This window comes from Corynebacterium tardum (assembly GCF_046717785.1).
GTDB lineage: Bacteria > Actinomycetota > Actinomycetes > Mycobacteriales > Mycobacteriaceae > Corynebacterium.
Genome location: NZ_CP177104.1, coordinates 1,039,699 through 1,059,566 on the forward strand (window position 1 = coordinate 1,039,699; position 19,868 = coordinate 1,059,566).

Annotated in this window: 15 protein-coding genes, 1 tRNA gene and 1 pseudogene; 11 read left to right on the forward strand and 6 right to left on the reverse strand. The window is 61.7% G+C overall.

The annotated features are described in order from the left end of the window. Nucleotides 1-54 precede the first annotated feature (54 nt). Both ACLI1P_RS05070 and ACLI1P_RS05075 read right to left on the reverse strand, forming a co-directional pair. Nucleotides 55-1,271 (reverse strand): IS3 family transposase gene (locus ACLI1P_RS05070; RefSeq protein ID WP_115021451.1). Its coding sequence is split into 2 segments (ribosomal slippage): nt 55-1,010 and nt 1,010-1,271, totalling 1,218 coding nucleotides; the frame shifts between segments, so codons are not numbered across the junction. A 57-nt stretch (nt 1,272-1,328) separates the two neighbouring features. Then, a complete protein-coding gene (locus ACLI1P_RS05075; RefSeq protein WP_411709561.1) occupies nt 1,329-2,549 on the reverse strand; it encodes an IS256 family transposase in 1,221 nt (406 codons plus the stop codon). A 263-nt stretch (nt 2,550-2,812) separates the two neighbouring features. On the opposite strand from ACLI1P_RS05075, the gene ACLI1P_RS05080 reads away from it, so the two are divergent. After that, nucleotides 2,813-3,121 carry a hypothetical protein gene (locus tag ACLI1P_RS05080; protein ID WP_411709562.1) on the forward strand — a complete coding sequence of 103 codons (309 nt, stop codon included), beginning with the start codon at nt 2,813-2,815 and terminating at the stop codon, nt 3,119-3,121. Nucleotides 3,122-3,262: 141 nt separating this feature from the next. Here ACLI1P_RS05080 and ACLI1P_RS05085 read toward each other — a convergent pair whose 3' ends face one another. After that, a complete protein-coding gene (locus ACLI1P_RS05085) occupies nt 3,263-4,603 on the reverse strand; it encodes a dicarboxylate/amino acid:cation symporter (RefSeq protein ID WP_411709563.1) in 1,341 nt (446 codons plus the stop codon). Nucleotides 4,604-5,220: 617 nt separating this feature from the next. Here ACLI1P_RS05085 and ACLI1P_RS05090 point away from each other — a divergent pair. From ACLI1P_RS05090 to ACLI1P_RS05110, 5 genes and pseudogenes are all read left to right on the forward strand, one after another. Beyond that, complete coding sequence (locus tag ACLI1P_RS05090; protein WP_296134549.1) at nt 5,221-6,108, forward strand: PRC and DUF2382 domain-containing protein; 888 nt, start codon at nt 5,221-5,223, stop codon at nt 6,106-6,108. 103 nt (nt 6,109-6,211) lie between these two features. Continuing rightward, a pseudogene (gene fdnG / locus ACLI1P_RS05095) lies at nt 6,212-9,483 on the forward strand (formate dehydrogenase-N subunit alpha). A gap of 5 nt (nt 9,484-9,488) precedes the next feature. Beyond that, on the forward strand, nt 9,489-10,526 hold the full coding sequence (locus ACLI1P_RS05100) for a 4Fe-4S dicluster domain-containing protein (protein ID WP_408930359.1): 1,038 nt from the start codon (nt 9,489-9,491) through the stop codon (nt 10,524-10,526). Then, nucleotides 10,523-11,599, forward strand: a complete 1,077-nt coding sequence (gene nrfD / locus ACLI1P_RS05105) for an NrfD/PsrC family molybdoenzyme membrane anchor subunit (RefSeq protein WP_411709564.1) — start codon at nt 10,523-10,525, stop codon at nt 11,597-11,599. The genes ACLI1P_RS05100 and nrfD overlap by 4 nt, the downstream gene beginning before the upstream one ends. Nucleotides 11,600-11,729: 130 nt before the next feature. Next, nucleotides 11,730-12,623: a GDSL-type esterase/lipase family protein gene (locus ACLI1P_RS05110; protein ID WP_411709565.1), complete on the forward strand. Its 894-nt coding sequence runs from the start codon at nt 11,730-11,732 to the stop codon at nt 12,621-12,623. Between the two features lie 13 nt (nt 12,624-12,636). On the opposite strand, the gene selD is transcribed toward ACLI1P_RS05110, so the two are convergent. Continuing rightward, a complete protein-coding gene (gene selD / locus ACLI1P_RS05115; protein WP_296134537.1) occupies nt 12,637-13,614 on the reverse strand; it encodes a selenide, water dikinase SelD in 978 nt (325 codons plus the stop codon). Nucleotides 13,615-13,649: 35 nt separating this feature from the next. On the opposite strand from selD, the gene ACLI1P_RS05120 reads away from it, so the two are divergent. The 3 genes from ACLI1P_RS05120 to selB all read left to right on the forward strand — a co-directional run bounded on the left by ACLI1P_RS05120 (nt 13,650) and on the right by selB (nt 16,819). After that, nucleotides 13,650-13,744 (forward strand) — tRNA-Sec (locus tag ACLI1P_RS05120). A 21-nt stretch (nt 13,745-13,765) separates the two neighbouring features. Continuing rightward, nucleotides 13,766-15,052, forward strand: a complete 1,287-nt coding sequence (gene selA / locus ACLI1P_RS05125) for an L-seryl-tRNA(Sec) selenium transferase (protein ID WP_411709566.1) — start codon at nt 13,766-13,768, stop codon at nt 15,050-15,052. Further along, the gene (gene selB / locus ACLI1P_RS05130; RefSeq protein WP_411709567.1) at nt 15,053-16,819 is read left to right on the forward strand and encodes a selenocysteine-specific translation elongation factor; all 1,767 of its coding nucleotides are present in this window, start codon (nt 15,053-15,055) and stop codon (nt 16,817-16,819) included. It abuts the gene before it with no gap. Here the strand turns inward: selB and ACLI1P_RS05135 are convergent. Then, nucleotides 16,816-17,673: a tetratricopeptide repeat protein gene (locus tag ACLI1P_RS05135; RefSeq protein ID WP_296133757.1), complete on the reverse strand. Its 858-nt coding sequence runs from the start codon at nt 17,671-17,673 to the stop codon at nt 16,816-16,818. The genes selB and ACLI1P_RS05135 overlap by 4 nt on opposite strands. Before the next feature lie 264 nt (nt 17,674-17,937). Here ACLI1P_RS05135 and ACLI1P_RS05140 point away from each other — a divergent pair, with 264 nt between their 5' ends. Both ACLI1P_RS05140 and ACLI1P_RS05145 read left to right on the forward strand, forming a co-directional pair. Then, on the forward strand, nt 17,938-18,219 hold the full coding sequence (locus ACLI1P_RS05140; RefSeq protein ID WP_411709568.1) for a type II toxin-antitoxin system RelE/ParE family toxin: 282 nt from the start codon (nt 17,938-17,940) through the stop codon (nt 18,217-18,219). Between the two features lie 8 nt (nt 18,220-18,227). Next, nucleotides 18,228-18,527: a HigA family addiction module antitoxin gene (locus ACLI1P_RS05145; protein ID WP_411709569.1), complete on the forward strand. Its 300-nt coding sequence runs from the start codon at nt 18,228-18,230 to the stop codon at nt 18,525-18,527. 427 nt (nt 18,528-18,954) lie between these two features. Here the strand turns inward: ACLI1P_RS05145 and ACLI1P_RS05150 are convergent, their stop codons facing one another. After that, nucleotides 18,955-19,821, reverse strand: coding sequence for a hypothetical protein (locus ACLI1P_RS05150; protein ID WP_296133759.1), 867 nt, complete (start codon nt 19,819-19,821; stop codon nt 18,955-18,957). Nucleotides 19,822-19,868: the final 47 nt, after the last annotated feature.

Sequence of the window (19,868 nt, forward strand, 5' to 3'; positions counted from 1 at the left end):
GCTTCGCCTGGGGTTGCCCGCAAATCGTGGACACGTAGTGGAGCTACCTAGTGGTTAGGCAGCTATTTCTTTTCTACTGGTGGTTAGACCAATGTGGTTTTCGAAGTCGACGGGGCTGACCATCCCGAGTGCAGAGTGCCGGCGTCGGCGGTTGTAGACGACTTCAATCCAGTAGGCAACGGCCTTGCGTGCAGCATCACGGGTCGCCCAGCGCTGCCGGTCATAGAATTCAGTCTTTAGCGTCGACCAGAACGACTCAGCCATCGCGTTATCGAAGCACACACCAGTACGCCCCACAGACTGGGCAATGCCCAGGTTGCGGCAGACCTCCCAGAGCTTCTCACTGGTAAATTGCGTTCCGCGGTCAGCGTGAAACACCAGCCCATCAGGAACATCACCGCGTAGCGTATGCGCCATCCGCAGGGCCCGTTCAACCAGGTGTGTGTCTTGAACGCTATCCATAGCCCAGCCCAGTACCCTGCGGGAATGACCATCGCGGACCGCGCACAAGTACAACCAGCCCTCACCGGTGCGCAGGTAGGTAATATCTGACATCCACACTCGGTTGAGCTGACCAGTATCAAACATGCGCTTGACCAGGTCAGGAAGAGTTGACTTACGCTTGGCTTGAATCGTTGTCACCGGGACAAAGGCACGCGGTGAAATCCCTTCAATGCCCATCATGCGCATCCGTTTAGCCACAGTCTTGCGATTCAAGGTGATCTGGTAGCGCTCGGCAAGCTCTGCGGTGATCCGCGGAGCACCATAAACCTCATCGGAGTCTTTCCAAATCTGATGAATCTTTCGGTCAACATCATCGTAAAATGCTGCCCGATCATCTTCGCCGGATAGTCGTTTCTGCTGCGCATGGGCCCATTTGTAGTATCCAGACCGAGATACTTTTAATAGTCGTGCCATGCGCTTGATGCTGTAGTTCGCCTTCTCCTGCTGCATTAGTTCGAACTTTTCTGCTCGCGTTGCTTCGCGGCGAAGAAGGCTGTCGCTTTTGACAAAAACTCGTTATCCATCTTGGCTTCTGCCAGCTCCCGGCGCAGACGAGCATTCTCAGCTCGGAGGTCAGCCTCGCTCATCCCATCGGAGGATCCTCGGCGTTCACGTTCGAGTTTGACCCACCGGCCCAAAAGCCCGGCGGAAACACCGATTTCCTTAGCCACATGAGCGATCGGTCGCTCTGACTCGATTACCAGGTTCGCGGCTTCACGCCGGTACTCCGGCGTGTACTTCTTGCGCTGTTGACTCACAATGAACATCCTCTCTTACGGACACAAGATCCGTACAAATAGGGTGTCCACTAAACGAGGGTAACCTCACGCCCTCTTTGCAGCGCGTTTGTCTTCGATATTGCAGATCATCAGCCACAGCGTCTTGAGCGCTGATTCATCGTTGGTGAACTGCACCCTGTTGCGGGTAGCTTTACGCAGTTCATTGTTGAATGATTCAATCGAATTCGTCGTATAGATAACCTTTCTGGCCGCTGGTGGGAACTGTAGAAACGGTACGAAACGCTGCCAAGCATCTCGCCAGACCTTGACTGAGCGTGGATACTTTTCTCCCAATTCAGAGGCTTCAAAATCGTCTAAGGCAGCCTTAGCTGTGGACTCATCCGCGGCGGTGTAAATCTTTTTCAACGCGGCCGATACGCCCCGGCGATCCCCGTAGGCTACCCACCGGTTAGCGGCACGAATCAGGTGCACGATACAGGTTTGCACCATAGAGTTCGGCCACGTTGCCTCGACTGCTTCAGGCAGGCCTTTAAGCCCGTCACAGCAGACGATAAAGACGTCTTTGACCCCACGATTGGAAAGATTGGCGCATACCTGCGCCCAAAATGAAGCGCCTTCTTCTTTGGCAATCCACAATCCCAAAATGTGCTTGATGCCGTCCAGGTCCACACCGATTGCCATGTACGCGGACTTATTGACCACTCGGCCACCGTCGCGGACTTTAATGCGCAACGCATCCAGGAAAATGACCGGGTAGAACTCGTCTAGCTGGCGGTTTTGCCAGACCATGACCTCATCGAGGACGGCATCGGTGACTGCGGAAATCGTCTCATGGGAAATATCAACCCGCATCGCAGTTGCCATATGGTGCTGGATGTCCCTAATTGTCATCCCACCGGCATACAAGCTGACAATCATGTCATCGACATCAGTCAAGCGCCTAGAACCTTTAGGAACCATAGTCGGCAAGAATGTACCAGCCCGATCCCTCGGGACATCAACGGTTAATGGCCCGTAGTTAGAATCCACGGTCTTTGGATACGACCCGTTGCGGTAATTGTCTGTCCCAGCAGCAGCTTTAGCGCTCCTGTCGCCAGACTCGTAGCCCAGGTGGGCATCCATTTCAGCATTGAGTCCCCTGGTAATCGAGGCCTGCAACATGCCGCGAACCAGGTCATTGGCATCCGTTGTAGACGTGCCTAGGTCATCAATCAGCTTCGCGATCTCAGGGTTAGCAAGCAGCTTCTTTTCAATCGCATCAATCTTGGCCTTATCAGCCGGATCTCGTCGTGCCACAGTAGTCATTCTGGTCCATCTCCTCATGCAGGTTGGGAACCCACACACAAACCATCAGACACTCTCACTTAACTACACCGGTGAAAGAGTCTGATTCTTACCAACCATCGGGAATGATTCGTAGCGTTGTTGAGGGCCGTGATGAGACCTGCCGGTTGAGTGGGTGTGACAGGCCGGCGATGTATTCGCAGTTGGATCATCGGCATAACTATGCCGAGGGTGGAAAGACGCATCCGTCGAATATGGCGTGCTTGTGTCAGCATCATCACAACATGAAGACCGATGGGCGGCTGGGCTATGTCATGGACCCGGATACCGGGGATATTGTCTGGCTTTTCGACGACAGCACCTGGGCAACCACCAGCCCGGAAGGCCCGCTTTCTGACGGGATGAAAAGGTGGGTGCAAACAGTAGGCCAGCACATCACCGCCTACCGTAAATTCGCCCGCGAGCAAGCCCAGTACCTCAAACAGCAACTCGATGACTACCACGCCGAACAACAAGCCGAAGAACAAGCCAACACCGAAAAGGAAGCCGACGGGGAAGCCGGCACCGACACCAAAGACGACATCCCCTTCTAAACCACCGTCGAAAACAACGACGTCGAAGAAGACGACGTCGCCCGCCACAACGAAAACACAAAAAATCCCCCGCACACAACGGAGGACTTAAGGAAGGAGCCAACTGAGTTCGTCGTCGTTGAGAACGACGAAGGGGAGAAGCTAGGCAGAGATGCCTACGTGCTCCTTCTCGTCGTCGTGCATGATGTCGGCGACGCCGTTTTCGGCAGCATCCCACACGGCTTGGTCCTGGATGCCGGCACGCTTGGCCACGATGGTGGCACAGAGGGACTGGCCGGTGACGTTGACGGCGGTGCGGCCCATGTCGATGATCGGCTCGATGGCCAGCAGTAGACCGACGCCGGCCAGCGGAAGGCCCAGGGTGGATAGCGTTAGAGTCAGCATGACGGTAGCGCCAGTGGTGCCTGCCGTAGCGGCGGAGCCGATAACGGAGACGAAGATGATGAGCAGGTACTGGGTGAAGGAGAGATCAACGCCGTAGAACTGGGCGATGAAGATGGCGGAAATGGCAGGGTAGACCGATGCACAGCCGTCCATCTTGGTGGCAGCGCCAAGGGGGATGGCGAAGGAAGCGTATTCGCGCGGAACGCCCATTGCCTGCTCGGTAAAGCGCTCGGTGACCGGCATAACGCCCATGGAGGAGCGGGTTACGAAGCCTAGGGAGAAGACTGGCCACACGCGCTTGTAGAAGCCCATGACGGGAATGCGGTTAAACGCGAGCACCGCCGGGTAGATGACGACAATGACCAGAGCGAGGCCGACGTACATGGCGAGCACAAACTTGCCCAGGGAGCTCAGGGCATCCCAGCCGTAGGTAGATACAGCCTTTCCGATGAGCGCTGCAGTACCGATTGGAGCGAGGCGGATGATCCACCACAAAACGACCTGGATGACCTTGAGGAAGGACTCGGTGAAGCGCAGGAACGGATCGGCAGCCTTGCCGGCCTTGACGGCTGCAATGCCCAGAGCGAGGGAGATGACCAGCAGCTGGAGTGCGCCGAAGCCGAGGGATACCTCGCCGTCGCTGAAGGAAGCGTTAAGGCCGATGAAGTTGGACGGTACGAGTTCCTGGAGGAATGCGGTCCAGGAGCCGACGTGGGAGGGGTCGACGGCCGTGGAGGCGTCGACAGTCGTGCCCACGCCGGGTTTCATGACCACCGCAACCAGGATGCCTGCCAGCACCGAGAAGAAGGCGGTGATGGCGAACCATACGAGGGTGGAAATGGCGAGTGACGCCGCGTTGGTGACTTTTCGCAGGTTAGCCACGGAGGTGACGACCGCTGCAAAGATCAGCGGCGGAACCATGACCTTGAGGAGCTGAACGTAGGCGCCGCCGACGCCTGTGAGTGTGTCAGAAAGCCAGGTTGACTCCATGCCGGAGGCGATGAAGCCGAGAATAAGGCCGACGATGAGGCCGGCAATGACTTGCGCGCCGAAGCCAGTGGCCCATTTCGGCAGTGCGCGAGAGGAAATGTTGGACACGGGATATTCCTTCTAGACAGTGTGGTATAGAAATGAACCGGATAGTTCGTTTGCGCTGAACTGATCGGTTCGCTAGAGACCTCAACACGTTACGTCCTCTGGAAATTCCTGTACAACTCTAGGAACTTTTTGGTTACGCGGCGCTGCTTGGCGACGTCATTCCTGTCCGCTCACATTCGACAACGGAAAGTTGTTTAGACCTTTTTCTCGATTGGGAGGGGGCGGGGGTAGCGAGCTTGTATTAGAAGAGCCTGTGAGTGGGGTGGCGGTTCGCCTTGAGTGGCGATGATAGGTGTTATGAATGCGCTTTGGTTTGGGTTGTGCAGGCGGCGGCTGCGTGGTGTCGAAATGGGTGGCATCGACGGGCGATAACGCCCTAAGGTGCAAAACGTTTCCGTTATAAGATTGTTATCAGTGTGATGACCTGCACTAAGGCGGGCAAATAGTGGCAAGTGTGGGTAGCCCGGTGGCGAAATGTTGATTTGTCCGTATCGTGGGAACCAGAGCAAACGAAATAGCAAATCGCCCGCCCCGGATGAAGATCTTCGGGGGTGGCTGAAGCTATGAAGGGTTTGCCGCTCGAAGATAGACCAATTAAAGAAAGGTTTAGCGAAACAATGGGTAAGAACATCAAGGATCTTTTCAACGCAACCGCATACGACAAGGCTGGCGAGAAGCTCGGCTCTGTCAAGGAGGTCTTCGTTGATGAGCAGACCGGTCAGCCGACCTTCGTTGAGGTCAACCACGGCCTGTTCGGCATGAGCTCCAGCCTGGTTCCGCTGCGTGGTCACGACTTCAACGGTGATGACCTGAAGCTGGCTTTCTCCAAGGACCGCATTGAGAACGCTCCGGACTTCGATTCCGACAAGCCGCTGACCCCGGAGGCACAGTCCGACATCTTCAAGCACTACCAGCTGGAGAACGCACAGGACGTGACCACCTACCAGGACGGCAACGTCGACGCTGAGCAGCGTCGTGACGCTGACCTGAAGACCGGTGCTGCAGGCGCTGGCGTTGCAGGTGCCGGCGTTGCTGGTGCTGGCGCTGCTCACACCGACACCACCGCTACCCACACCGACACCACCGCTCGTACCGGTGCTGCTACCGGCAACAACGCTGCCGACAACAACGGTGAGATCATCCGTTCCGAGGAGCGCCTGGACGTCAACAAGGAGCGCGTCGCTACCGGTGAGGCTCGTCTGCGCAAGTACGTCGTGACCGACACCGAGACCGTTGAGGTTCCGGTTGAGCGTGAAGAGGTTCGCGTCGAGCGCACCCCGATCTCTGAGGCCGAGGCTGCTAACTTCAACGGCACCATCGGTGACAACGACACCGAAGAGGCTTCCGTCACCCTGCACGAGGAGCGCGTGAACGTTGACAAGAAGACCGTCCCGGTCGAGAAGGTCAACCTCTCCAAGGAGACCATCAAGGACACCGAGACCCACACCGAGGAGCTGCGCAAGGAGCAGATCGATACCGACGGTATCACTGACACCCGCAAGTAATTCGGGATAGCGTAAAGGGCTTGGAGCTTAAATGCTCCAGGCCCTTTCGGCCGTTTTGGCGGTTTGCTAGCGAAGCGGGGCGGAAGCCAGTAGATTAATAGGCATGTCTCGTTTTAGTCCGCTGAACTGGCCGGTCGTGCGCCAGATCCGAAGCAAAGATGCCTTTGGCCGCGACCTGTCTACGCAGTCGGCACAGAGCGAAGAGCTGCGGGGGCGTACCGTCGATGCTGACCGCGTAGTGCAATCCGTGTGCCCTTATTGCGCTGTGGGCTGCTCGCAGCGCGTCTACGTCAAGGACGACAAGGTCATCCAGGTGGAGGGTGATCCGGATTCGCCAATCTCCCGTGGGCGTCTGTGCCCCAAGGGGTCGGCCTCGGAACAGCTGATTAACTCGGCTTCACGCATCACCACCATCAAGTACCGTGCGCCCTATGCCACTGAGTGGCAGGAGCTTGATGAAGAAACCGCGATGAACATGATTGCGGATCGCTACGTGGAGGCGCGGAGGAAGCACTGGCAAGACGTCGATAAGCAGGGGCGTCGTCTCAACCGCACCATGGGCATTGCCGGACTGGGTGGTGCGACGCTGGACAATGAGGAGAATTACCTCATTAAGAAGCTTTTTACCGCCACTGGTGCGATTCAGGTGGAAAACCAGGCGCGCATATGACACTCCGCAACTGTTCCTAGTCTAGGAACATCGTTTGGCCGCGGCGGCGCAACCCAACCGCTGCAGGATATGGCGAATGCGGACTGCATCGTCATTCAGGGTTCCAACATGGCGGAATGTCACCCGGTGGGCTTCCAGTGGGTGGTTGAGGCCAAGAAGCGCGGTGCGCGCATCATTCACGTTGACCCGCGCTATACGCGTACTTCGGCGTTCGCGAACCGTCACATCGGTATTCGTGGAGGCACCGACGTTGTCCTGCTGGGCGCAATCATCAAGTATGTGTTGGACAACGACCTGTACTTCCGTGATTACGTGGTGAACTACACCAATGCGGCGTCGATCATTTCGTCGGACTACCAGGACACCGAGGACCTCGAGGGTCTGTTCTCCGGCTACGACTCGGAGACGGGTAAGTACGTCACCGACTCGTGGCAGTATGTGCGAAAGCCAGAGGGATCGTCGTGGAACGTGGAGAAGGACCCGACGCTGGAGCATCCTCATTCCGTGTTCCAGATTCTCAAGCGGCACTACTCGCGCTATACGCCGGAATTGGTGGAGGAAACCTGCGGTATTTCGCAGGAGGACTTCTACTACTTGGCAGACTCCATTGCGCAAAACTCCACGCCGGAGCGCACCACCTGCTTTGCCTATGCCTTGGGCTTTACGCAGCACACCCTAGGCGCACAGTTCATCCGCACCGCGGCGATCCTGCAGCTTCTCATGGGCAACGTGGGCCGTCCGGGCTCCGGAATCATGGCGCTGCGCGGCCACGCCTCGATCCAAGGCTCGACGGATATCCCGACGCTGTTTAACTCCCTGCCGGGCTACCTGCCCATGCCGCACGTGAGCCAGGATGGCTGGAGCGACTATCTCGATTCCTTCCGCAAGGAAGACCAGAGGGCTTTTGGCAGCAGGGCGAGAACTACGCGGTGTCCTTGATGAAGTCCTACTGGGGTGACGCCGCAACCGCTGAGAATGACTGGGGCTTTGACCTCATGCCGCGGCTCTCCGGTGCGCACTCGACCTATGAGACGCTGCTGGCCATGCTGCGCCATGAGGTGGAAGGGTACTTCGTCTTCGGCCAGAACCCGGCGGTTGCGCAGTCCAACGGTGGCATGCAGCGTCGCGGCCTCGCTGCGCTGAAGTGGCTGGTGGTGCGTGACTTCCAAGAAATTGAAACCGCGAGCTTCTGGAAGGATTCGCCGGAGATCAAGAATGGCGAGCTCAAGACTGAGGACATCGCCACCGAGGTTTTCCTCATGCCAGCTGCTACCCACGTGGAAAAGTCTGGCACGTTTACCCAGACCCAGCGCATGGTGCAGTGGCGCTTCCAAGCGGTTCCGCCGCCTGGGCAGGCGCGCAGCGAGGCGTGGTTCTTCTACCAGCTGGGCAAGAAGATTAAGGAGCGCCTGGCGGACTCCACGGATCCGCGGGATCTGCCGGTTCAGGCAGTGACCTGGGACTACACCGAGGATGAGCACGGTGATCCGGACTCTGAAGAGATCTTGCGCGAGATCAACGGCTACTACCTTGATGGGCCTAAAAAGGGCGAGCTCTTGCCGGCGTTTACAGAAATGCGCAGCGACGGTACTACCTCCGGCGGCTGCTGGATCTACACCGGCGTGTTTAAGGACGGCATCAACCACGCAGCCAAGAAGGTGCCAGGCTCGGAGCAGAATGAGGTTGCCTTGGACTGGGGCTGGGTGTGGCCGGCGAACCGCCGCATCCTGTACAACCGTGCGTCCGCAAAGCCGGACGGAACTCCGTGGTCAGAGCGCAAGAAGTACATCTGGTGGGATGAGGCCCAGGGGAAGTGGGTCGGCGATGACGTGCCCGATTTCCCGGCAACCAAGCGCCCGGATTACGTAGCGGACGTGGACGCGGTGGGTCCCGATGCACTCGATGGCGACGATCCGTTCATCATGCAGGCGGACGGCCTAGGGTGGCTCTTTGCCCCGCAGGGGCTTTCCGACGGACCCCTGCCCACCCACTACGAACCCCAAGAGTCCCCGGTGCTCAACGCACTGTACAAGCAGCAGCAATCGCCGACTCGGTTGACCATCAAGCGCGCGGATAACCTCTCGCGTCCAGAGCCGGGAGAATTCGGTGCTGACGTGTTCCCGTTCGTCTTCTCGACGTACCGCCTGACGGAGATGTACACCTCGGGTGCGATGTCTCGCCGGCTGCCTTTCTTGGCGGAGCTGCAGCCGGGGCTGTTCTGCGAGGTGGACAAGGATCTTGCCGCCAAGCGCGGGTTGGTTAATGGCGAGTGGGCCACCATCATTTCCCCGCGCGGGGTTATCGAGGCGCAGGTGTTGGTGACGGAGCGAATGGAGATGCTCACCATCAATGGCCAGGAGTTCCACCAGATCGGCCTGCCGTACCACTACGGCGAGTCCGACACCACCGCGGTGGCGGGAGACGGTGCCAACGATTTGCTGGGACTGACCCTCGAGCCGAACGTGTTCATCCAGAACTCCAAGGTCGGTGCGTGCGATATCCAGCCGGGCCGGCGCCCGCGCGGAGAGGCACGCCTAGAGCTTCTGCGTGAGTACCAGAAGCGGGCAAAACTGACCGTGGAGTCCGGTAACCAGATCCTCGATGTTTCTGATGAGTTCACCACTCACGCGCAGTCTGTCGACGAAAACACGGGCGACGATTCGACCGCGGGCAACGTGGCTGATTACGAAGGTAAGGAAGGCTAGCAACCGTGGCGAATGCATTGACGGAAAAGGCCGATAAGCACGGCTACGAGCACTATGAGCGGATGGCGTTCTTTACCGATACGTCGATCTGCATTGGCTGCAAGGCCTGCGAGGTGGCGTGCAAGGAGTGGAACCGCAACCCCGTCGAGGGCTATGCGGTTACCGGAAACTCCTACGACAACACCGGCTCCCTCGGCGCGAATACGTGGCGGCACGTGGCATTTATTGAGCAGAACAACGAGCGCATCGAGCGCGCCCGCGAGGAAGGCCGCCAGCTTATCTCGCTCGGCATGCCCACGGTAGCGCCCTCGACGACGCCGCCGGATACCGACGATTTTCGGTGGCTCATGTCTTCCGACGTGTGCAAGCACTGCACCAATGCCGGCTGCTTGGACGTGTGCCCGACGGGTGCGCTGTTTCGTACCGAGTACGGCACCGTCGTGGTACAGGACGATGTGTGCAACGGCTGCGGCACGTGCGTCGCTGGGTGTCCCTTCGGTGTGATCGAGCGCCGCGACGACGGTGGCGTGACCCTCAAGGAAGACAAGACCGCGCTGGAGGACGTCCCGGATCATGCCGGCATCAACGTGCTGGCCAAGCTGAAGCAGCTCAAGCCGCAGGGCCCGGACCACGTGCCAGGGGAGACGATGCCGATTAAGAATTTGGGCGTCGCCCAGAAGTGCACCATGTGCTATGACCGCCTGAAGATCGGTGAGCAGCCCGCCTGCGCCAAGACCTGTCCCACGGACTCTATCCAGTTTGGGCCCTATGAGGAGATGCTCGCCGCGGCGCAGGAGCGGGTCCGCGTACTGCATGAGCAGGGGCTGACGGAGGCGCGCCTCTACGGCGCGAACCACAACGACGGCGTGGGCGGCACCGGCTCCATCTTCCTGCTGCTGGATTCGCCCGAGGTCTACGGCTTGCCGCCGGATCCGCGCGTGCCCACAGCGGATCTTCCGCAGATGTACAAGACCGCTGCCAAGGCAATTGGTGGCATGGCGTTGGCTGTGGCCGGAGCGTTTGTGTTGGGAGGACGCAAGTGAGCGAATTTGATGAGTACCGCCCGCCGCAGGAGCCGCGGCGCTACGGAAAGAAGAAGCGCGGTAAGCGGAAACGTCGAGGCGCCGGTGCTGTCGACGGTTCCAAAGAGGAGCGCATGGCAGAGGACTTTGAGTTCTCTTCCTATTACGGAAAGCCCGTGGTCAAAGCCCCGCCGTGGGAGTGGCCCATTGGCGCCTACCTGTTCCTCGGTGGTCTGTCGGGCGGCTCGGCGCTGCTGGCTGCGGGCGCGCAGGCAACGGGGAACCGTGCGCTGCGGCGATCGACGCGGCTGACGGCGTTCACGGCGGCGTCGGCAGGCTCGGTGTTCTTGGTATTGGACCTGGGACGCCCCGAGCGCCTGCTCAACATGTTCCGCGTGTTCAAGGTGACCTCGCCGATGTCCATCGGCTCGTGGATCTTGGGCGCGTTTGCCAGCTCGGCGGCGCTTCCAGCGCTGGTAGAGGCAGACGATCTCGTAGGCGGGGTGCTCCCGGGGCGCCGGCTTGTCGACGCCGCCGCGGGCCCGGCCGGAGTGCTGGCCGGCCTCCTCGGCGGCCCGCTGGCCGGCTATACCGCAGTCCTTTTGGCCAATACCTCGAATCCCACGTGGAATGACGCGCGCCGGCACCTGCCGTATGTGTTCGTGTCGTCGGCTGCGGCGGCGTCGGCAGGCGCGGCCATGGTTCTCACCCCAGTGGAGAACGCCGGTCCGGCCCGTGCGCTGGGGATGGGGGCTGCGGTCAGTGACCTCGCCGCCACCCGCATCATGGAAGACCACATGGAGCCCGAGCCCAAGCGCCCGCTGCACCAGGGCGTGCCGGGCAGGCTCATGCGGGCCTCCGAGTGGCTCATCGCCGCGGGCGGGGTAGGAACTGCGGTGGCTGCGGTGACCAAGTCCCGTGCCGTGTCGGTGGCGTCGGGATTGGCGCTCATGGCGGGGTCGGCGTGCACGCGTTTCGGCGTGCTCAATGCTGGGCGCGAGGCTGTCAAGGACCCGTCGACGACGATTGGGCCGCAGAAGCGACGCGCTCAGGCGCGCGCGGACCTGAGTACGTCGGTAGTAACCGGCGGGTAGGGGAGAATGCGCGGAAGCCCGTGGGCATTTTTAGAAGGGAAAGTGCGCGTTATTCGCAGGTAATTGACCGGTTAAAAACTAGTTGATACTCTCCTACGGTATTCTCTTCTAAGATTTGAAAAAGGAAAATATGTCTCTACGTTTCGCCCGGCGCTCCTCCGTCGGCGTCGCTGCATTCTTGACGGCCGTGAGCTCAGCAGCAGTTGCCGCTCCCACCGCTTCCGCCGCCCCGTATGGCGGGACCGAGGCCGTCTTCTTTGGAGACTCTTTCTTTGCTAACCCCTCCTACTTCCAGGTGGGGGACTGGCGTGGAGACCTTGCCCGCCAGGGCATGAGCAGCGAGCACTACATCGAATCGGAACCCGGCGCGCCGTCCCCGCAGGGCTGCCCGCAGGGAAAGAAGACGGTGGCCAACCAGTACGGTGCTATCACGGGCCGCTCCGTAGCGAACTACGCCTGCTCCTCGGCAAAGGCTATCGGTGATTCCAACCGAAAGAACTTCCAGCAGCAGATCGATGGCGCCGTGGCCAACCACGATCTCACTGGCGATACCAAGCACGTCTTCGTGCAGTTTGGCGCCAACAACCTGCAGGAAGTCTTACTGGCGGAGTTCAACGGCGACACCTACAAGCAGTCCCTGGTCAACAACGCTTGCCGCATCCGCCAGGTTGCACCGAACGCCACCATTACGTTCGTGGGCTACCCGGCCATTTCCGCCTCCAATGGCGCCGTGTGCCCGGTGCGCACCCGGCAGAGCAGCCAGGTCGGCCTCAATGTCGACGTGCTCGGCGCCGTCCGCGCGGGTGAGGACCGTATTAATTCCTCGATGTGGGATGCGGCCAACGCCGCCGGCGCGCGTTACGTGGATCTGCGCAGCGCTAGCATTGACCACAACATGTGCGCGCCCGACGATATCCGCTGGGTGGCGGGCGTGAGCGAGTACGCCGTACCGCACAACCTGTACAACCACCTCACGCACGCCGGCGTCGACGGCGTGGCGAACATCCTGAAGTCCCGCTCCTAAGCTTCTAGAGCTTCTAGGGGCGGATGGTGATGCCGGCGCCCGGAACGGTGCGGCCGATCACCGGGTAGCCAGGGACCTCGCCGATGACGAGGAGGCCACCGGAGGTCTGCGCGTCGGCGAGGAAGATGAGCTCCTCCTCACTCAGGGTCGTGCCGAGGTGGGGGCGGACCCAGTCCAGGTTGCGGCGCGAGCCGCCGGGGATGAACCCTTCCGCCAGCGCTTCCTTGGCACCGTCGATGGCGGGGACGGCGGAGAAATCCAGTTCGGCAGCGATGCCGGAGGCACGGCACATCTTGTAGAGGTGCCCCAAAAGACCAAAGCCGGTGACGTCGGTAGCCGCGCGCACGCCGGCCGCCACGGCTGCCGCAGCGGCGTCGCGGTTGAGAGTGGTCATCGACTCCACAGCCGCCTGGGAGACCTCGCCGGTGGCCTTGTGCTTGTTGTTGAGGATGCCCACGCCAATCGGCTTGGTGAGCGTGATGGGCAGCCCAGCCTCGGCGGCGTCGTTGCGCAGAATCTTGTCGGGGTGGACGATACCCGTGGCGGCCAAACCATACATCGGCTCCGGGGCGGTAATGGAGTGCCCGCCGGTAATGGAGATGCCGGCTTCGGTGGCGATGTCCATGCCGCCGCGCAGGACTTCGCGCAGAATGTCGAGGCCAAGCACCTCGCGGGGCCAGCCAACCAGGTTGATGGCGGTGATGGGGGTGCCGCCCATCGCGTAGACGTCGGAAAGCGCATTGGCCGCCGCCACCCGGCCCCAGTCATAAGGGTCGTTGAGCATCGGCGTGAAGAAGTCCGCGGTGGAGATGACGGCGAGGCCGTTTGGGATGCGCACGGCGGAGGCATCGTCGCCGTCATCGAGCCCCACCAGGACGTTGGGGTCTGCGGTGCCGACGAGGCCTTCCACAGCTGATTCGAGCTCGCCTGCGGGAATCTTGCAGGCGCAGCCGCCGCCGGCGGCAAAGGACGTGAGTTTGATGTCAGACATAGGTGCTATTTTACGCCCGTGTAATGTGTCCTTTCGGAGGCGTACGTGTCCTGGTGGGCGCCCCGGTCTTCAAAACCGGTGAGGCCGAGCATCTCGGTCTGGCAGGTTCGATTCCTGTCCGTCTCCGCCATCCGCGCTGCTAGGAGGACCCATGACGCCAGACCCCCGACGTTTCATTCCCAAGATGGATGAGATCCTCCAGTACCCGGCGGTACGTCACGCGCACGAACGCCTAGCGCCGCACAGGGTTCGCTCGGTAATTGACGCCGTGCTTGCCGACGCCCGCTCGGGCACCCTCGCACCATCCCGCATTGAGGAGGAGCTGACCGCGCGGCTAGACGATGTGCGCCCGTATTCCTTGCACCCCGTCATCAACGCCACGGGTGTTATCGTGCACACGAACTTGGGCCGCGCCGCGTTGCCGCCGGCAGCAGTCGACGCGCTGGTGGCCGCGGCCTCCTACACGGACGTGGAGATGGATCTGGGCAGCGGCCTGCGCTCCCGCGACCGGGGGCGCGCAGCAGTAGAGGCGGTGCTGGCCGCGTGCCCGGGCGCGGAGGACGCCCTCGTGGTCAACAACGGCGCCTCCGCGCTACTGCTGGCCACCGCGGCCCTGGCGCCGGGCAAGGAGGTCATCATCTCCCGCGGGGAGCTCATTGAGATCGGCGCGGGCTTCCGCCTGCCGGAGCTCATCGAATCTACGCCCACGCGCCTGCACGAGGTCGGCGCCACCAACCGCACCCACCCGGCGGATTATGAGCACGCGCTGGGGGAGAACACCGGTGCCATCCTCAAGGTCCACCCCTCAAACTTTCTCATCAGCGGCTTCACCTCCTCCGTCACGGTGGCGCAGCTGCGTCAACTTACGGACCTGCCGCTCATCGTGGACATTGGCTCGGGCCTGCTCTCGCCAGACTCGGCGTTGCCGGACGAGCCCTCCGCCAGCGAGGCCCTGCGCGACGGCGCCGACGTGGTGCTCTTCTCCGGCGACAAGCTCCTGGGCGGCCCGCAAGCCGGGGTGCTCGTGGGCACGAAGGAAGCAATCGCTGCGTGCAAGAAGCATCCGCTGGCGCGCGCGGTGCGCATAGATAAGCTGCGTCTCAACGCCTTGGAAGCGGCACTTTCTACCTCTGACAACGCGGTGCACCGGGCGCTGCACCTTAACCCCGCGCGGCACAGGGAGCGCACGGAAGCCATTGCGGCGGCCGTGGGTGCCCAGGTCGTTGAACACGACGGCCGCGTCGGCGGCGGCGGCGCCCCGGAGGTGCCGCTTCCCGGGTGGGCTGTTTCGCTGCCGGAGGAACTGGCGCGCCCGCTGCGGCTGGGGGAGACTCCTGTTATCGCGCGCGTGAGCCACGAGCGCTGCCTGGTGGACGTGCGCTGCGTGCCAGAATCCCAGGACGGCGAGCTCATCAATGCTATCCGGGCGGTGATGTAGGTGTTCGTCGTCGCTACGGCGGGCCACGTCGACCACGGCAAGTCGAGCCTGGTCAAGGTGCTGACCGGGATGGAACCGGACCGCTGGGAAGAGGAGCAACGGCGCGGACTCACCATCGACCTAGGATTCGTGTGGACCACGCTGGAATCGGGCGCGGACGTGGCCTTCGTGGACGTGCCGGGCCACGAGAAGTTCTTGGGCAACATGCTCGCCGGGGTAGGGCCGGCGCCGGTCGTGCTCTTCGTCGTCGCGGCCGACGAAGGCTGGCAGGCCCAGTCCGCCGACCACCGCGACGCCCTGCGCGCCCTGGGTATCCGCCACGGCATCGTGGCGCTTACCCGGGCCGATAGGGCGGACCAGCACCGGCGAGCTGAGGTGACTGCGCAGGTGCGTGCGGAGCTAGCGGGCACCGCGCTTGCCGACGCCCCACTGGTCACCGTCTCCGCGAAGAGCGGGGAGGGCGTCGATAAGCTGCGTGCCTCGCTGGATGCGGTGCTCGCCGGCCTGCCAGCGCCGGATAGCACCGCCCGCGTGCGTCTCTGGGTAGACCGCGCGTTTAGCGTCAAGGGTGCAGGCACCGTGGTGACGGGAACCTTGGCTGCGGGAACTATCGCGGTGGGCGATGAGCTCACGATCGGGGAGCGAAAGGCCGTGGTCCGCGGCCTGCAGAGTGAGAATACGTCCGCGGACTCGGTGGGGCCGGTCTCCCGCGTTGCGGTGAACCTGCGCGGCGTCGACGCTGACGAGATCCATCGCGGCGATGCGCTGTGCAGCCCCGGTCAGTGGGAGGTGCTGGACACGGTGGACGTGCGACGAACCTTCGGTACTGAACTGGCGCAGCTCCCGCAGAACCTCGTGGTCCACACCGGGACCGCGGGAGTGGGCGCGCGACTGCGCCCGCTGGGAGGCGACTTCGCTCGGCTAACCCTGGAGGAGGCGCTGCCGCTTACTCTCCTCGATAGATTCGTGGTGCGCAGTCCCGGCGGGCGACACGTCGTGGCCGGGGTAGAGGTGGTGGACGTGCACCCGGTAGAGCTCACCCGGCGCGGTGACGCGAAGCGGAGGGCCGAACAGTTGGCAGAGGTGTCGCCACTGGAGCCTTCCGACTGGCTCGCCCGCTGCGGTTACGACCGCTTAGAAAACCTCATGCGCGACGGCTTCTGTGTGCAGCAGCGGCCGGCCGGCATCATTGAGTTCCGCGAGTGGTGGATTACGGCCGGCCAGGTAGCCACGTGGAAGATGGCGCTGCTGCGCGCGGTGGCCGAGCACGCGGCGGCGCACCCGCTTGCTCCAGGTTTGCCGCGCGCTGCCGCCATGGATGCGCTTGGTCTCAGTGAATCCGCCTTGTTGGGCCTGGCGGTGGCCGCGTCTAAGGTCGAAGCTGTCGACGGGGTGCTGCGGCTGCCCGGCCATGCCGCGGACCTGGGCCCGGCGGAGAAGGGTGTTGCCGAGGTGGAAAAGCGCCTGCGCAGCCAGCCCTTCGCCGCCCCGGAAGCGCACGAGTTGAAGGAGCTGGGGCTCGGGCCCAAGGAATTGGCCGCCGCCGAGCGCGCCGGGCGCCTGCTGCGCCTGGCCGGTGGGGTAGTGCTCCTGCCCACGGCTCCGCGCGTGGCCCAGGACGTCGTCTCCGCGTTAGAGCAGCCCTTTACCCTCTCGGCCGCGCGCCAGGCACTCGGCACCACGCGCCGGGTTGCCGTCCCGCTGCTGGAGCACTTGGACGCTCTCGGGGTGACCCGCCTGGCGGACGGAATGCGGACGGTGCGCTAGGCCTGGCGCCGCCCGGCGAGGAAGTAGTAGTACGTGGGGTCTTCGCCCTTCCAGATGCCTTGTCCTCCCTCTGCCTCGGCCTTGCCTAGGGCTTCGGCGGCGGCATCGTTGTCGCCTAGTTCAAAATGGCACTGGCCTATTCGCAGCCACATAAAGGCCGTGTTACTTCCCCCGATGTCGTTGGCTGCGCGGGCGTGAGTGATGGCCTCGCCGAAGCGGCCGAGCACGAAGAAGGTAGTGGCCAGGGCCGCATGGAACGTGGCGCTGTCCCTGCTGACCGAAGGCGCCTTGAGGAGGTCGAGCGCATGCTCCCAGATGGCGATTGCCCCGGCGAAGTTACCCTTGAGCAATTCATCGTTACCCATATCAAACAGCTCGTCGGGGTTGACAATGCCATATAGATCCGGGGTGATGTGGGGAAGCAGGAGATCAAGGTATTTCGTAGCGGACCCGCGAAACGCCCGCCTGCTGCTCTTAAGGTAGCTTTCTGCAAAGGCAGCTACGGCGGCGCGTTCATCGCCTTCCTCGTACGCAAGCACCCCGTCAACGAACAGCAGCATCCCTTCGAAACCGGGATTGCTGATGTCGCAATGTGGCTCCATATAGAGCGCCCGGCTGCGATCCCGCCACAACCGCGCATACTCGGAATCTCCCCGGACCGCAGCGATAAACGAAAAGAGCACGGGCACCGAGGCGACGGTTGTCCACCGGCCCTTGGGAGCGGGCAGGCCCTCCCAGAATTCGCGGCTGAGAACGTGCGCGGCTATCGTATCGCCTCGGTTCCAAGCGGAGATGGCATCGTCGCCGAGCTTTTGCAGCGTGACGTGGAAGTAGGGATTGAGCGGCAGGTTCACGGAGGGGCCTTTCGCGCAGAGAGAAGGTAGAGCGTTGCTTCTAGGCTACCTGCGCCGCGGGCTGCGGGAGAGGGAAGTCGGTGGAGGGCAAAGGAACCAAACTAAAGATGCCTTTTGCGAGCTTTGGGGAGAGAAAGTCCAGGTCACTGGATAAGGTTGGGTGCATAAGGTGCTAGTGAAAAGGTGCCTTTGGGGCTATAGTAGAGCGCAAAAATAACGAATTCCGTTATTGACGGAAAGCGTTATGCTTTGTATGCTGAATTTATGATCCAATCCTTCGGTGATCGAGAGACCGAGCTGGTGTGGTTGCGCAAAGCGTCGCCGCGGATCGACTCAAGAATTTACAGAACTGCTAATCGAAAACTCCATCAACTCGATGCTGCTGTGTCTCTGCATTCCCTTCGTGTTCCGCCAGGCAACCGTTTGGAGGCGTTGAAAGGGGATCGGAAGGGAACATTTAGTATTCGAATAAACCAGCAGTGGAGGATTACTTTCCGCTGGACTGATGCAGGTCCGGCAGACGTTGCGATTGAGGACTATCACTAAGGAGTGAAATGAGTACTGTGTTGTATCCACCGATTCATCCCGGCGAAGTGCTCAATGAAGATTTCATCAAGGCATTTGGCATCACGCAGCACAAAGTTGCCATTGATATAGGCGTACCGCCCCGCAGAATCAACGAAATCGTTCATGGAAAGCGGGGAATTACCGCCGATACGGCGCTAAGACTTGGAAAGTACTTTGGGATTGAACCGCAATTCTGGCTTAACCTGCAAGGGCGCTATGAGCTCGAAGTTGCTCAAGATTCCATCGCTCAAGAAATCACCGAAATACAGCCGCTTGAAGTGGCGTAGCGGCAGGCCCTAGTAGCGCGAGCGGTTCGACTGGACGCGGCCTCCTGAAGACGATCGGACCGAATTCCGACTGCCCAAGTCTGGATCATCGCTGCCCCACGAATCTTCTGCCCACACTGCAAAGTCTCGTTCTGCGTAGCGCTGTTGTCTGCGAGCAAGGTGCTCCAGTCGGCGGTTGTAACGATCTATGGAGGCTTGGGCGAGGTCCTCTGGAGAGTGAGAGGTGCGTCTATTTTGCTTCTGGTGCGGCATGCGTTTACTCCTGGAGATGACGCGGCTTCCTACTCGTAGGGGACTCTACTCCTCACCGTTGCGGGTCTTAGTCAGGGAAGTCGGTGGAGGGCAAAGGAACCAAACTACAGGTACCATTTGCGGGCTTTGGGGAGAGAAAGCCCAGGTCACTGGATAAGGTTGGGTGCATAAGGTGCTAGTGAGAAGGTTCCTTTGGGGGCCTGGAGCTCGTGGGGTGCGCGAAGGTGCGTGCACCGGTGGGAAGGGGCGCGGCGAGGGGGTCGCCCGGGGCGGTGAACTCCCAGTCGGCGGAGAGATCGAGCGTAGGCGGGATGACGGGCTGGCTGTCTGCCAAGGGCAGGGGAGGAACCGCCGGTGCGAAGGGGGCCGCGGGATCGAGAGGCAGATCGACAGCGATGCGGCCTGCGGCAGAATAGGCGCGGGCCACTACAGACACGCCTGACTGGGACGCGGCAGTAAAGGCGGCGGAGAGAGCAGTGACAGGAGCCGAGGCAGGGGCGTCTGGGGCGAGGGAGAAGCACGGGCCGAGGACGAGCTCGCCCTGGGTGGCGAGGACTGTGCCTTCCAAGCGCACGAGGGTGGCGAAGAACTGCTGGGTGCCCATCCCGCGCAGCTGGTGGGCGGTGAGCTGGCCTGCGGAGACATCGACCAGCGCGCCGTGCCCGCCGGCGAGCAAGGCAGAGCCCTCCGGCTGATTGGAAGCGGGAACCATCCACGGATCGAGGCCGAGGGCCACGGCGACGTCAACCGTGCCGTCGACGATCTCGACCGTGGCGTGTGTCGCCGGGTGAAAACCGGCCGCGCGCAGCCGGGCGAGCGACGGGTACTCGGCGGACTCGCTCTCGTCCAAGGCCCCGAGAAAGCCGAAGGGCGAGTGCACGCGCCAACCGTGGGTGGCCGGGTTGGGGAGCAGGGAGACGTCGACAAGCGCGGGCTCCGTAGCCAACCCCGGGATGCTCAGCGCCGTACCGAGGCTGACGTGGTCCAATACCGCCACGTGCTCGACGCCGAAGTAGGAGGGGGCAAGTGGGTACAGCGCCATGGTCGGGGGAGTCACCTCGTGCGGGTCGTGGGAAGAGACGTACTACA